The sequence below is a fragment of the Trichocoleus sp. FACHB-262 genome (assembly GCF_014696035.1).
GTDB lineage: Bacteria > Cyanobacteriota > Cyanobacteriia > FACHB-46 > FACHB-46 > Trichocoleus.
Genome location: NZ_JACJPK010000034.1, coordinates 101269 through 115408 on the forward strand (window position 1 = coordinate 101269; position 14140 = coordinate 115408).

The window sequence follows — 14140 nt, forward strand, 5'->3', positions numbered from 1 at the left end:
TTCTGTCAACCCTGCCTTGCTACGTAATTTGTTGGAGTAAATCCCCCAAATAATCCCCACGATGAAAGAAATTCTTTATATTGAAGTTCCTACCCCAGACACAGAAGCTGTGTGTCAGTGGCTACAACAAGACTTTCACTCAGAGCTGGGCGAGAAGATTGTGACGCCCAATGGCTTCCGCGTTAGATGTTCCAGGACTACAACGGCATCTAAGACGATTTCAGATCCAGCGAGTGCCCTAGACCCAGAGCTGTCAGTTTTTGTCTGGTCGTTACAGCGAACAACCTATTTAAAGATTTTCCGGTGGGCAGAGAGCGCAATTTCAGGAGAGCAGAAATTTCTCCAGCAACTTACGACCGAGATTAGGCAGCAGTTTCCAAATCAATATCCAGTGCCGCCTGCGATCGACCTAACGCAGCAATCGATCTTTGAAGCTTTGGCTCCTCGCTATCCCCGAACGGTGAAGTTCTTTCAGAAAATGCCGAATGGAGAATATGACTTAACTCGCGTTTACTGGTGGGAGCAGCGCTGGCGGGAGGGCGTCCGTAATCCTCAGCAGCCGCAACAGGTAATTTTTCGCTCAGAAGCGGGTCGGGAAGGGCGAGAAGCTAGGAATTCAGATTCGCAAAACCCCAATGTCGATTACGACTTGATCTATATCGGTGGCGCGTTGGGGGTGATCCATGCTGCGGTGATGGCTCGGCTGGGCTACCGGGTGCTGTTGGTGGAGCGCTTGCCCTTTGGTCGCATGAACCGAGAATGGAATATTTCTCGTGATGAATTCCAGAGCTTGATTGATTTGGGGCTGTTTACGCCTGCTGACTTTGAATCCGTGATTGCCAGAGAATATATCGACGGATTCCATAAATTTTTTGATGCTAACAATCCGTCCCAAGCCAAGGCTCCAATTCTGCACACGCCGACTGTCTTGAATGTGGGAATTGATGCTGAGAAGCTGTTGCGAGTCTGTGGCGATAAGTTCCGAGCGGCAGGTGGCGAAATTTGGGATGAAACTGAGTTTGTCCGGGCTGATGTCAGTGCGGAGCAAGTGACGGTAACACTGACTCACCTACCGTCGCGATCGCCCAAACAAGTCACGGGTCGCTTACTCGTCGATGCAATGGGTACGGCTTCCCCGATCGCTTGGCAACTGAATGGCGGTCGAGCCTTTGACAGCGTTTGCCCCACGGTAGGAGCCGCGATCGCGAGTGGTTTCGAGCCGGAAGTGTGGGATGCCAAGTATGGCGATGTGCTCAACAGTCATGGCGACATTTCTAAAGGGCGACAACTGATTTGGGAGTTGTTCCCAGCTCACGGCGAGGAGCTCACGATTTACCTATTCCACTACCATCAGGTACATCCTGATAATCCTGGCTCGTTGCTGGAGATGTACGAGGACTTTTTTACGATTCTGCCTGAGTATCGCCGCTGCGATATGGATCGGCTAGTGTGGCGCAAGCCGACGTTTGGTTATATTCCAGGGCACTTCACGGTGGGCAGTCGCGATCGCCAGGTGGCTTTCGATCGGTTGGTAGCGATCGGGGATGCGGCTTCGTTGCAGTCTCCTTTGGTTTTCACCGGATTCGGCTCTCTAGTACGGAATTTGGGCCGTTTAACTCACTTGCTCGATACGGCTTTGCAGCATGATTTGCTCAGCGCTAAGCACCTCAACCGCATCCATACGTTTCAAAGCAATGTCTCCGTTACATGGCTGTTCTCTAAAGGCATGATGGTGCCCACCCACCGCTTCCTGCCGCCAGAGCGCATCAACGCCATGCTGAATACCTTCTTTGGCATCCTAGCAGCGGAATCTCCAGCGGTAGCAGATGCCTTTATTAAGGACCGAGCTGATTGGGTATCATTTAACCGCATGGCGATCCAAGCCGCATGGCAAAACCCTGCCCTATTGATCTGGATCTGGCAACTGGCTGGCCCAAAAGACTTTTTCCGCTGGATTGGTAGCTATGTAAACTTTACCGTTGCCGCCCTAATGAGTAGCTTAGTGGGTAGTTGGCTACCGTCACTGACCCGCTGGAGCCAACCTTGGCTAGAGACGCACTACCCTGGCTTTTGGTTGTGGTTTTTGAGCTGGAACTATGCGCTAACGGCGGGCCTAGGTCGTCCTCAAGTTAGCCTCAAGCGATCGCTGTCCAACCTCTCTGCCTCTCAGTCTGAGCCACCTGAGATATCACCATCTGCCAACCTTGGCACGAGTAGCCCTTTAGCAGGCAAGAAAGGTTGATAACGTGAGTTCTGCAAATCTTGCTCCCCTTCCCTCGTAGGGAAGGGGCTGGAGGTTAGGTCTCAATCCAACTAAGGACGAGGCTGGGGAAAGCTGGGTAGCTCTACCGCCGCCATTGAAGCGCGTTTTTTGTGCGATCGCAGGGGATACAGGGTGGGGGAGGGCCAACTAGAGGAAAAGGTAAAAGAGGCTGTACTGGTTGACTCCCCTGGGTCTGCGATCGCCTTCGACTTGTCTGTGAGTGGCTCGACGGTCTCTGCCGTAGCGCTAGGTGTAGCAGCAGGTGCTACTTCTGCAACATCAATCAGCTTGGCTAAATCGTGCCAAAGTTCCTCTTCTTCAGGAAGATTGGTGCCGAACGTGAGTGGGGTGACGACCTCTTCTCCAGCCGCAGTTGGCTCCAGCAATGTAGCCTCCACGAGATCCTCTGGCTCCTCTGGCAAATCCTCTTGCCAACCTGCTACATCAAATGGGGCGAGCGCCTCTACCTCAATTGTCGGGTTAGCCTCAACCGGGTTAGCCTCAACGATGACGGTAGGACTGATCAATTCATCATCGATAATGATGAGTTCGTCTTCTGCAACCGCTTCAGATGTAATGGTTTCGGACTTAGCGGTTTCAGATTTAGCGGCTTCAGATTCGGTGGTTTCAGAGGTCACAATCACTTCAGCAGAGGATTGCTCAGAAAGTGCTTGCTCTGCGGTCTCAGTGGCTTCTGATATTTTCTTTTTAAGGTTGTAACTAATCGAAAGCTGAGCCTGAGAATCCGCGATCGCCTGATCCCACAGGGGATGATTGGCACTGAGATCATCAGGATCTAAGGTATCGGTAGCGGGAGATGACAACAAATCTTGCAAAATAGGTGCGATCGCGGATGGCAGCTCTAGCAAGGAATCGTCTGCCAAGTCAGCTCCAACTCCTGACCAATCAGAGACAGCATCAGCGGTTGTAGAACTCAGATGTGACGCTGACGCAGCAAAGTCTCCCTCACCCTCTAAATCGGCATCCAGCAGCCAAGGTTGCGCTGACCAGGGTTGAATTGAGTCTACTTTGGGCAAAAAGGCGGGGTCTGAGGCAGCAGGTTTTTGGGTGGAACGAGCTTTAGTCGGGCTGGGGATCGCACTAGAAGCTGTTAGGTCAGGATGCGCTTCATGGCAAGGAGAGCTAACATCCAAGCACTTTTCTAGAGCTGCTTTGAATTGCAATGTGTAGCGCTGTTGGCGGTGCAAGCGCGATCGCAAGTCTCGACAAATATTTTCTGCTTGCATCACAGCGTGAGTTTGCTCGTTGTAGCGCTGTTGTGTCAAAGCACATTCGCGCTCTAGCTGAGCTACTCGCTCCTGGCTGTTCTCCAGTTGAGCCGTGATAGTTTCTACTAAAATCTGTTGGCGCTGAGCCGCTTGATGAGAGCATTCCAATTCGTGCATCAAGCGGGCAATATGCTCGTCTGCTGCGGTCAGTTCTTCGCTTTGCTGCGCCAGAATGGTTTCTTGCTCTTGAGTGCGGCTGGCTTGAGCTTCTAGCGTGATTTGGCACTCGTTTAGAACTACTTCCAACTGAGTCACGCGGCTCAGCAAGTAGCCGTTGCGCTGTTGCAGCTCTTGCATGATGGTGACAATTTCATTCACCTCTGGGAGGGAGAGGGAAACCAGCGACTCCTCCAACTCAGATTCAGGTTCGCGGCTCTCCGAGGCAACTTCAACGACAGGATGGGCGATCGCATCAATGCTGATAGCATTCGGGAAATCGACGGTTTGCCAGTCTTCTTCTAGCATCTCTGACCGTTGGGGCGGCAAATCCGTCGGCTCGGCGCTGAACTCAGCAGGGGCAGGATCAACAACGTTGAAATCGGTTGGCTTCGGTAGCTCTGGGCCATTCGTTGGGGTGTCAGCTTCACTCATCACTCTCATCCAAAAGGTAAGGAATCCTAGTCCAGATTGAGCACCGCCTTTTCGGGACTAGCAGGCAGGAGCCACTCAATTCTCCGTAATCCGTAACAAGCTAAATAGATAGCCTGACCTACGTTGCAACCTCAGCTCGACCAAGTCAGAACTTCAGTATCTGCAACACAGGCGAAATTGTTAGTTAATCTTGTAGGCTAGCATCCGAAAACCATTACGGCTGTATTGCCCAAGAAATTATTAAAAATTGAAAATTAGCCGAAACTAAAAGTTAAGGACGGACGATCGACTCAGGGTTAAGGAGTTTTTCAACAGAGAGAGCACACCGAACATTAAAAAATCTAGCGGAATCAAGGCTCTAGGTCTAGCCTCAAATCAGGGATTTTGAAAGTTATTATTAATTTTTCTCAAGATTAAATTAATTAAGGTCATTCTCAATGGTTGAAAATTGTCCGAAATCCAACGTTGATTAGGAAGCCCAAATCCAAGAAATATTTCCCACTTCAGCATCAACTCTTCAGCCATCTAATTCTTTAAATTGATATTAGTTAGCTGGGTCAGGCAGACTCTACAAACCTCGTAGGGCTTGATGCAACAAGTCGCGGTGCATTAAAGCCCGATCCACCAAGGAATGAATTTGATTCGCCGAGAGAGGAGCACCGTTGGCATAATGCTCGACCCAAGCTTGACTAATGGTGCGGGGATCGCTTGGGATCGGGGCATGCTGCGAGTTGCCAAGCAAATCCCAACCCGGAATATCTAGTTCACTCATCAGTTGGCTCACTTTAGGGTCGTAGCTGAGAGCAAAACAGCGGCACCCCTCGGCTGCGGCCATAATCAGGCCGTGGTAGCGCATCGCGATCGCCATTTCTACACCCCGAAACACGCCTTTAAGCTGCTGGGGATCGCTCAAACTGAGAATTTTGCTGGGTCCAGGCAGTTGAGGCTGAATGGTTTCAGCGATCGCTAAGTCTTGGGCAGCTTGAAAGGGTACGAGCAAAATACAAGTCTGGGTCGACTTTTGAAAATCCACTAAAGCCTGGGTCAGGATTGCGAGTCGCTCTGGGGTCAAGGAGGAGTGCGATCGCAGCGCCACAGCCACTCGTGGGGCTGGCAGATCCCACAGTCCTTCAACAGGTTTGGCTTCTAAGGCCCACACGGGGTCAGGCGCGAGCAGGAATGGTACCTGCCATTCAGACAAAAGAGCAGCAGACCCTTGATCCCGCACGCTCACCGCGTCACAGTTGGTAAAGGCTTGACGAGCTAACCAGCGGGTAAAGCTGCGATTTAGAGGGCCAATACCTTGCGCCCAAGCAATGGTCTTGAGGCCAAACCGCTGCGCGAGTCCCATTAACCCACCGTAATAAACTGGGCTGGCGGCGCTGGTTACGTCTTGCATCAGGCTACCACCGCCCCAAATGAGTACGTTGGCTTGCTTGAGGGCGGGAATTAGAACTTGAGGCGTTTTGCGATCGCAGGCTTCTACGCCGTAAGCCGCTTGAGTTTGGGCAGAGTCGCCGGACAGCACGATTGGGGTGACATGGTTAGGGAGCATTTGCAGCAGCGAGGCTAGCAGGGCTTCATCTCCCCCATTGCCTTTGCCATAATAGCCACACAAGACCGCCCGTACTGATTCCATCCTCTGACTCCCGTACTGTCACCCTTACAATACCGGAGTTCCGGAAGCGGTAGCATAAAAAGTTAGGGACACAAGTTTGTGTCTGAACTTGCAGTTTGGGTGATGGGTGGCTGACATGCACGCACTTTCAATTCCTACTTGGATTATTCACATTTCTAGTGTGCTGGAGTGGATGGCGGCGATTTGGCTGATCTGGACTTATGCGGAGGTGAGCCAAAATCGAGCTTGGCGATCGCTTTCGTTGGGAATGTTGCCTGCTTTGGTGAGTGCGATGTGTGCTTGTACTTGGCACTTTTTTGATAATCTGGCTGCGTTGGAGTGGTTGGTGACGCTGCAAGCGGCAATGACGGTGGCAGGGAATTTTACGTTGTGCTTGGCGGGCTGGTGGATTTGGCGGGCGAGCCGGAAGGGTGATGTGGTTACGCCTCTAGATTCAGAATAATTTCGGTCATAGTTCCAACTCTAAAATCCGAACCTTGGGGGCACTCGCCCCCAAACCCCCGCTGAGGGACGGCTGCGTCCCCCAGACCCCCTCCAGACGGGTCTATTTGTGAGTGCTTCGATATCCAAGCAGATTCCTAACCCCAACTCATAACTCCTCTTTCATTCCTCATCACATTTCACTCCTCACCACTTCCATGTCTAAAGAATCTCTTTTCGCTATATCGCTCTTTCCCTACTTGGGATTTCTCTGGTTTTTGACTCGTTCTGGGCAAACGCCTCGGTTGGCTTTGATTGGGTTTTATTTGACGTTGCTGTTTGTGGCAGTGACGATTCCGGCAGGGATTTATGCCAAGGTGGCTTATGGGGCAAATTTGGCGGATATTGATTGGCTACATGGGGGGGCGGAGTTTTTCTTGACTCTGTCGAATATCTTTGTGGTGCTGGGGTTTCGGCAGGCGGTAGTGGAGAAACAGCGATCGCTGCCCTAAATGCTCTCTTTGCCGTGGCATCAGGATTCTCCGCTATAGTTGGGAAAGCAACTGGCACGTTGCGAGAAGTGAACATGCCAGAAGTGGAAACGCCACCCGTCAAAACGCTACAACTAGGAACATTGGAGTTAACTCGGCTTTGCAGATAACGTTTTTAGGAACTAGCTCTGGAGTCCCCACGCGATCGCGCAATGTTTCGAGCGTGGCCCTGCGTTTACCGCAACGAGCAGAAGTTTGGCTGTTTGATTGTGGGGAAGGCACTCAACATCAGTTCCTACGCAGTGACCTCAAAGTTAGTCAGTTGTGCCGCATTTTTATCACCCACATGCACGGAGATCACATCTTTGGCTTGATGGGGTTGTTGGCGAGTTGTGGATTGGCGGGAAGCCCAACTCGGATTGATATTTACGGCCCACCTGGCCTGGATGAATATTTGCGAGCTAGCGGGCGTTACTCACAAACGCATTTTTCCTATCCGATCAAGGTCCACACAGTGCAACCGGGAGTGATTTATGAGGACGATGAGTTTGTGGTTAGTTGTGGGCCGCTAAAGCATCGGATTACGAGTTTTGGCTATCGCGTGGTGGAGAAGGATCGAGTGGGGCGCTTCGATGTAGAAAAGGCGAAGGCTCTGGGTATTCCTTCGGGGCCACTCTACGGCAAGCTAAAGCGGGGTGAGACGGTAACGCTACCCGATGGCCGCAAAATTAATGGAGCCGAGCTCTGTGGCCCCACAGAAGCGGGTCGGAAGATTGCTTACTGCACAGACACAATTTTTTGTGAGGGCGCGGTGGAGCTAGCTGAAGAGGCAGATGTGGTGATCCATGAGGCTACGTTTGCCCATCAGGATGCTGAGTTGGCTTATCAGCGCTTACATTCCACCTCGACAATGGCGGCTCAAGTCGCACTAGCAGCTCAGGCGAAGCGGTTGATCATGACGCACTTTAGTCCCCGTTATGCCCCGGGCAATGCCATTCAACTGAGTGATTTGCAAGATGAAGCACGGGCTATTTTCCCCAACACAGAAATGGCCTACGATTTCTTCACCTACGAAGTCCCACGACGGCAGGCTACAGAGCCGATTTCTACCTCATAACCTGCTGTCTGAGCCTTAGGTGATTTCTAGCTGATTTTTAACTGGCTCTCGACTCGTTATCTTCAGCGGTTGCCCGATGGCGCTGGCTTTTCATTAAGCGATCGCGAATTTCAATCAAGCGGGATTGGCTACTAATGGGGGCGCGGGGCAGGGGCACTTCCATGTTCGGCCAGTTGGGTAGGTCGATGCAGGGGCACTCTAAGTCAGGGGTGCCAATGATGGGTAGAGGTACGGGCATGGAGCAACGGGCACAACCCATAATGTCCCAGGCGGGAGAGAGCAATTCGGCAATGCTTTGATGGGTGCCTTCTAGATGGCAGTCTCCTGATTCTGGAGCGCGGACGAGTTGCCAGCAATCTTCAAATTCTTGGCTGTACCGATCGCCTTGAATGACAGGTTCTGGCAGTAAAGCAGTTTGACCATTATCAATCACAACTTTCTTACCTAACTGAAACCAGTAGGCCAGATACTGTCTAACTTGCTGTTCCGATGCCATAAGTGCAACCAACGCTTGGTTTTACCAAGTTATGAAGAGGTTAGTACCGCTGAATAAATTGATTTGATTTGCTTAAATTTATGGCACGTGTTTTAACATTTAGACTTCTCACTTAAGGTTGAGCTTGAGGTGCCAAAGTCTTTATATAGCAAGGATTAGTCCCATGCTATCGGTATCTGCACCTGATTGTAATTCTCGCAACTTAGCTTCAGCCTGAAGTCACTAATATCTTTAGATTTAATTACGATTTATCTCTCGCGCTTTTCAGCGTCCCCTTTAGCGCTTTCCACTAAGGCCTTAGATAGTGGAGTACCTAGCTGAGTCAAATTGAGCACGTAACCACCTGTCACCAGATAAGTAGCACCCGTGATCGCTCCTATGTAGCGCACTAGAGTGCCGAGGCGATCGCGGAAAGTTCGTCCGATCGGGTAGGCAGGCACCACGCCCCAGCCCGTTTCTTCGGCCACTAAAATAATTTGACCCTGGGTTTGTTGCAGGCTGTGTAGCAGAGCTTGTTGAGTTTGCTCCCAAGCCGTCTCGTCTTGCTCTAGCAAGTTAGCAAGCCAGGTTCCTAGCGAGTCCACCAGCAAGCATTGTTCTGGTTGCGCCTGCTGAATCACTGTGACTAGCTCAACAGGCTCTTGAACCGTTTGCCACGTTTCTGGACGGCGATCGCGATGCCGTTCGATCCGGGCTTGCCACTCTGGGTCATTAGGGTTTGTTTGAGCAGTAGCCACATAAACCACGGCTCTGCCTGACTGGATTGCCAGCGCTTCGGCCCATTCACTTTTGCCAGAGCGAGCGGGGCCAGTGACTAAGCATAGTGAGGAAGTGGAATGAGGCAGTAAGTTCATGGCAAGGCTTGAAAATCAGTGGGAGCGGGAGTGGCAAGGCAAAGTTTGAGGTCAGATGAGAATTGCTCGAACTCAGAGAAAATTATAATTTTCTGCGATCGCCACCAGTTACAATGCCGTCAAGGTTAATGTCGGTTAAATAGCTTGCGGAGTCAAAAAGTTACGATAAACTCAACTCCTAAGCAGAGAAATTTCGGCAGAGAGATTGAGCGACGCATCAGGGCGGATTTCTAGGAGTAAGGTAACGAAATTATGAACCCAGATCTACAACGAATCGAGGCAACCCTCCATCAGCTAAAAGGCCCCGCTGCTGCACCGGGTCAACCTGCCTCTTCTGGAAATCGTGCCTATTCATTTACGGTCGGCTCCAAGCCCCAAAGTGCTGCTCCAGGTCAGGCAGCGATCGCGGTGCAGCCTTTTCCCGCCGACCACGACAAGACTCCCAGCTTGCCAAGGCTCAAGGTTCCTAACTTTACCAGTCATCGCCATGCTGCTAATCCCGCGCTGGCCTTAAACTTGCTTAAGGAAATTGAAGGGACTGCTTCTGGTTGGTATACGGCGCTGAATCAAGTCGTGCAGCAAATCCAAGAGCTTTACCTTGAAGGGCCAATTGTAGACGGTTGGCTAGAGTCCCACCCACGCAAACCAGAGGCAGGCTCTGAGGAAACCGCAGGAGTACAACCCGCAGAGGTAGACTCGCTGATGAGCTACGTGGCAGAACTTTGCGACATGCCGCAAACTAACGTGACTTGTGAATCTCCTCAACCCGGTTATCAACTCTGTGGTCTAGACGGGGATGGCAAAGTTTGGTCCAAGCCTTGTCCGCCAGAGCAGGTTGCCAGTGTGGGTTTAGCGATCGCTCGTCATCAACGCCTCCGTCAACTTTTAGCTCGTAAGCGGCAACTCGAAGCTCGTCTAGGTCGCCTCGCAAAAACTCTGATCGTGCTTCACAGTCACATCCAAGAGCGCTAAGTATTGCCTGCGTAAGGCTTTGGCTCTATTCTTAGACCCGTTTTGATCCAGCCCCCTCGTCGGATCTTTGCGCTAGTTTAAATATCTTCATCAAAAATTGACTTAGTAACTGCGGGTTTATGAGGTAAATAGAAATAGCTGAGACAGCCACTTTGTAGCTGAGTTGTCACTGAATCAAGTGCATCACTCAGTATCCGTAAGTGTTGAGAGCTGACTTGCAGGAGCTTGACTATATGCCTGATCCGCAGATTTCTGCCGTAATTTGTACCCACAACCGGGAGCAATATTTAGGTGCAGCAATTGATAGCCTGCTGGAGCAGGATTTCCCCCATTTTGAAGTGATTGTGGTGGATAACGCCTCTACCGATCGCACCCGCGAGATTGTGGAAGCGCGTTTGTCTCATCCCCGCTTGCAATACATTTACGAGCCAGTCCCCGGTCTTTCAGTCGCCCGCAATACTGGGGCGAAGGTGGCTAGAAGTAGCATTATTGCTTATTTAGATGATGATGCGGAAGCTAGCCCAGGATGGCTGAGTGCGCTTTATCGAGCTTACCAAAGCAATGAAAGACTCGCGATCGCGGGTGGAAAGGTGACGTTGCTTTGGCCTCCGAATGTCACGGCTCCGCGCTGGTTGTCTCCTGGATTGGCGGCAAACTTGGGCGACTATGACTTAGGTGACGCGATCGTCCAAATTCAAAACCCCAACCTCACCCCGCGAGGCCTCAACTACTCGGTGCGTCGGACTTTCTTAGATCAAATTGGTGGGTTTGATGTCAATTTAGGACGGGTAGGCAAAAATCTCCTCTCCAATGAGGAGCTCTACCTGACTGAGCAAGCCTTAAAGCGAGACTGGCAAGTCGCTTACATTCCCGATGCGCTAGTGGCTCACAACGTCTCTTTGGAGCGCACCAAAGCTGCTTGGTTCCTGAATCGAGGCTGGTGGCAGGGAATTAGTGAGCATTACCGCGAAAAAGTGTCAGGCCGTACCGGAGCAGGCCAGCTACGCCGGGGTGGAGAGCGTCTAGTGCGAGGGTTGTATAAATCCGTCAAATATTTTGCTGACCCAGCTCAGCGCTTTGATAATTTTGTCTACGCTTACTGTCAAATTGGTTATCTACAGGCTGTCATTCAAGGCATGCTAGCCACCTCAGACAGCAAACAACCTGAACTCAGTGCTTCAGGCACTAAGCGACCTGACTCGTAACAAAGTTCTGGAAATTAAGGGGGATTGCACGTGGCAGAAGCCAAACCCACAATTTTGGTAACAGGTGGAGCAGGGTACATCGGCTCCCATGCGGTCTTAGCACTCCAGCAAGCGGGCTACGAAGTCGTAGTTCTAGACAATTTGGTCTACGGGCACCGTGATTTGGTAGAACAGGTGCTAAAAGTTGAGCTTGTGGTGGGAGATACTAGCGATCGCGCCCTCCTAGACCAAGTCTTTGCCACTCACAACATTGCAGCGGTGATGCACTTTGCCGCCTATGCCTATGTGGGCGAATCGGTCACAGACCCAGCCAAGTATTACCAAAACAATGTCATGGGGACGTTGACGCTGCTAGAAGCGATGTTAGCCGCCTCGATTAAGCAGTTTGTTTTTTCCTCCACTTGTGCCACCTACGGCGTTCCCACAACGGTACCGATTCCGGAGGATCACCCGCAGCAGCCGATCAATCCCTATGGGGCGAGTAAGCTAATGGTGGAGCGGATATTAGCAGACTTTGATGTCGCCTATGGTCTCAAGTCTGTGTGTTTCCGCTACTTCAACGCAGCAGGAGCCGATCCGGGTGGCTTACTGGGAGAAGATCACAACCCCGAAACCCATCTACTACCCCTGGTCCTCATGACCGCTCTGGGGCAACGAGAGTCTGTGTCAATTTTTGGCACTGATTATCCGACGCCAGATGGCACCTGCATTCGCGACTACATTCACGTCGCTGATCTGGCTACGGCTCATCTTTTAGGGTTAGAGTATCTGCTGCAAGGTGGCAACAGTGAGGTATTTAATTTGGGGAACGGGAATGGCTTTTCGGTGCGGCAGGTGATTGAAGTTGCTCAACAGGTAACTGGGAAATCTATTGCCGCCGTTGAGCACGATCGCCGCCCGGGTGATCCCCCTAGTTTGATTGGCAGTGGCGACAAGGCGCGATCGCTGCTGAATTGGCAACCCCAATATTCCAGCCTGCATGATATTCTGTCTCACGCTTGGCAGTGGCATCAGAAGCGCCATCGGACCTGTCACTGATAGACCCCGTTTAATCTCCAATTTACTTTTTCTCGTTTTTTGTCACGTTCACCCTGGGCATTGTTACCATGACCTCCAAGCTCTCCAAGCTTCCAGTCTCCGTTCTAATTCCGGCTAAAAACGAAGAAGAAAATCTTCCAGCTTGTCTGGCTAGCGTTGCTAGAGCCGACGAAGTGTTTGTGGTCGATTCTCAAAGTAGCGATCGCTCGATCGAAATCTCCGAAAGCCTGGGCGCGAATGTGGTGCAATTCCACTTCAATGGTCGCTGGCCCAAAAAGAAAAACTGGTCTTTAGAAAATTTACCCTTCCGCAACGAGTGGGTGCTAATCGTCGATTGTGACGAGCGGATTACACCTGAGCTATGGGATGAAATTGCGGCTGTCATTCAGCAACCCGACTGTAACGGCTACTACCTCAATCGCCGAGTGTTTTTCCTGGGTAAGTGGATTCGTCATGGTGGCAAATATCCCGACTGGAACCTGCGTTTGTTCCGACACGCCAAGGGCCGTTACGAGAACCTCAATACCGAAGAAATCCGCAACACAGGGGACAACGAAGTCCACGAGCATGTGGTTTTAGAAGGCAAGGTCGGCTACCTGAAAAACGACATGCTGCACGAAGACTTCCGCGACTTGTTCCACTGGTTAGAGCGCCACAACCGCTACTCCAACTGGGAAGCTCGCGTTTATCTCAACTTGCTTACGGGTAATGGTGAGGATGGCACGATTGGCGCTAACTTGTTTGGCGACTCGGTCCAACGCAAGCGTTTCTTGAAAAAGATTTGGGTACAGTTACCCTTTAAGCCGCTGCTACGCTTTATTTTGTTCTACATCATCCGTCTAGGCTTTTTGGATGGCAAAGCGGGCTACATCTACGGGCGCTTATTGAGCCAGTATGAGTACCAAATCGGAGTCAAGTTGTACGAATTACGTGATTGTGGTGGCAAGCTCAACACGAGCAGCACGCCCAAAGCTGTGCAACCTGCACCTCAACCGGAAGCCGCGCCTACCCAGTCTCCTCTATGACCTCTACTCCCAACCCTGGCCTAGAACCTCAGCTCAGCGACGCGATCGCCAACCCTCCAACCGAAACCAGTCAACCGACCGCGCAAGAACCTGAAGCCTGGATGGATCTGCGGCGCTACGACCAATCTAGGTTCGATCGCGGTCGTCCGGGCTGGTACGTGCTGATCTGGTGGTTGGTGCAGGCGATCGCCTTTCCGCTCACGCCTCACCCAGCCAATGGGTTACGCCGGAGTTTGCTCAAGCTGTTTGGGGCAGAGGTTGGGGTAGGAGTGGTAATTCGGCCTACCGCTCGGTTTACTTACCCTTGGAAGGTCGCGATCGGGGACTATAGCTGGATTGGGGATGATGTGGTTTTTTACAGCCTCGATCGCATTCAAGTCGGTCAGCACTCTGTCATTTCGCAGAAGTCGTATCTTTGCACTGGTAGCCACAACTTTCAAGACACGGCCTTTGGGCTAGTGACGGCCCCAATTACAATTGGCAACGGTGCTTGGGTCGCTACCGACTGTTTTATCGCCCCTGGCGTACAAGTGGGAGCTAATGCTGTGGTGGGTGCGCGCAGTAGTGTCTTTAGTAGCTTACCTGAGGGTCAGGTTTGCTGGGGTACGCCTTGTCGGCCTCATTACCCCAGACAAATGACCTGTTAATTTTGCGGTGAGGGTGATGTGGAATTGAGCCTTGTCCCACTTTCACATCACCCCGTAAGACCATAGCCATCCCAAATGGGTTGTGAGGGGCGT

The 14140-nt window shown here is 51.5% G+C and carries 13 protein-coding genes; 9 read left to right on the forward strand and 4 right to left on the reverse strand.

Features of this window, described 5'->3' with window-relative positions; genetic code table 11:
• The first annotated feature begins 61 nt into the window (after window positions 1–61).
• Window positions 62–2242 (forward strand): NAD(P)/FAD-dependent oxidoreductase, encoded by a 2181-nt coding sequence (locus tag H6F68_RS06875; RefSeq protein ID WP_190557592.1) that lies wholly within the window; start codon window positions 62–64, stop codon window positions 2240–2242.
• Window positions 2243–2313: 71 nt separating this feature from the next.
• Here the strand turns inward: H6F68_RS06875 and H6F68_RS06880 are convergent, their stop codons facing one another.
• Both H6F68_RS06880 and csaB read right to left on the reverse strand, forming a co-directional pair.
• Complete coding sequence (locus tag H6F68_RS06880; protein WP_190557594.1) at window positions 2314–4143, reverse strand: hypothetical protein; 1830 nt, start codon at window positions 4141–4143, stop codon at window positions 2314–2316.
• Window positions 4144–4711: 568 nt separating this feature from the next.
• Window positions 4712–5782 carry a polysaccharide pyruvyl transferase CsaB gene (gene csaB / locus H6F68_RS06885; protein ID WP_190557596.1) on the reverse strand — a complete coding sequence of 357 codons (1071 nt, stop codon included), beginning with the start codon at window positions 5780–5782 and terminating at the stop codon, window positions 4712–4714.
• Between the two features lie 115 nt (window positions 5783–5897).
• Between csaB and H6F68_RS06890 the strand changes: the two genes are divergently transcribed.
• The 3 genes from H6F68_RS06890 to H6F68_RS06900 all read left to right on the forward strand — a co-directional run bounded on the left by H6F68_RS06890 (window position 5898) and on the right by H6F68_RS06900 (window position 7810).
• Window positions 5898–6224, forward strand: a complete 327-nt coding sequence (locus tag H6F68_RS06890; protein ID WP_190557598.1) for a DUF2499 domain-containing protein — start codon at window positions 5898–5900, stop codon at window positions 6222–6224.
• A 196-nt stretch (window positions 6225–6420) separates the two neighbouring features.
• A complete protein-coding gene (locus tag H6F68_RS06895; RefSeq protein ID WP_190550148.1) occupies window positions 6421–6714 on the forward strand; it encodes a DUF3593 domain-containing protein in 294 nt (97 codons plus the stop codon).
• Window positions 6715–6853: 139 nt separating this feature from the next.
• Complete coding sequence (locus tag H6F68_RS06900) at window positions 6854–7810, forward strand: ribonuclease Z (RefSeq protein WP_190557600.1); 957 nt, start codon at window positions 6854–6856, stop codon at window positions 7808–7810.
• 37 nt (window positions 7811–7847) lie between these two features.
• Here H6F68_RS06900 and H6F68_RS06905 read toward each other — a convergent pair whose 3' ends face one another.
• Together H6F68_RS06905 and cobU are read right to left on the reverse strand one after the other, a co-directional pair.
• A complete protein-coding gene (locus H6F68_RS06905) occupies window positions 7848–8306 on the reverse strand; it encodes a hypothetical protein (RefSeq protein WP_190557602.1) in 459 nt (152 codons plus the stop codon).
• A gap of 248 nt (window positions 8307–8554) precedes the next feature.
• Window positions 8555–9160: a bifunctional adenosylcobinamide kinase/adenosylcobinamide-phosphate guanylyltransferase gene (gene cobU, locus H6F68_RS06910; RefSeq protein WP_190557604.1), complete on the reverse strand. Its 606-nt coding sequence runs from the start codon at window positions 9158–9160 to the stop codon at window positions 8555–8557.
• A gap of 252 nt (window positions 9161–9412) precedes the next feature.
• On the opposite strand from cobU, the gene H6F68_RS06915 reads away from it, so the two are divergent.
• The 5 genes from H6F68_RS06915 (at window position 9413) to hpsU (ending at window position 14047) form a co-directional block, all read left to right on the forward strand.
• On the forward strand, window positions 9413–10132 hold the full coding sequence (locus tag H6F68_RS06915) for a hypothetical protein (protein ID WP_190557606.1): 720 nt from the start codon (window positions 9413–9415) through the stop codon (window positions 10130–10132).
• Window positions 10133–10365: 233 nt separating this feature from the next.
• Window positions 10366–11337, forward strand: a complete 972-nt coding sequence (locus H6F68_RS06920) for a glycosyltransferase family 2 protein (protein WP_190557608.1) — start codon at window positions 10366–10368, stop codon at window positions 11335–11337.
• 30 nt (window positions 11338–11367) lie between these two features.
• Window positions 11368–12375 carry a UDP-glucose 4-epimerase GalE gene (galE, locus tag H6F68_RS06925; protein ID WP_190557610.1) on the forward strand — a complete coding sequence of 336 codons (1008 nt, stop codon included), beginning with the start codon at window positions 11368–11370 and terminating at the stop codon, window positions 12373–12375.
• A 68-nt stretch (window positions 12376–12443) separates the two neighbouring features.
• Window positions 12444–13400 (forward strand): glycosyltransferase family 2 protein, encoded by a 957-nt coding sequence (locus H6F68_RS06930; RefSeq protein ID WP_190441554.1) that lies wholly within the window; start codon window positions 12444–12446, stop codon window positions 13398–13400.
• Entirely contained in the window at window positions 13397–14047 is a 651-nt protein-coding gene (gene hpsU / locus H6F68_RS06935; protein WP_190557612.1) for a hormogonium polysaccharide biosynthesis acetyltransferase HpsU, read from the forward strand. Before H6F68_RS06930 ends, hpsU begins: the two co-directional genes overlap by 4 nt.
• The last annotated feature ends 93 nt before the right edge of the window (window positions 14048–14140 follow it).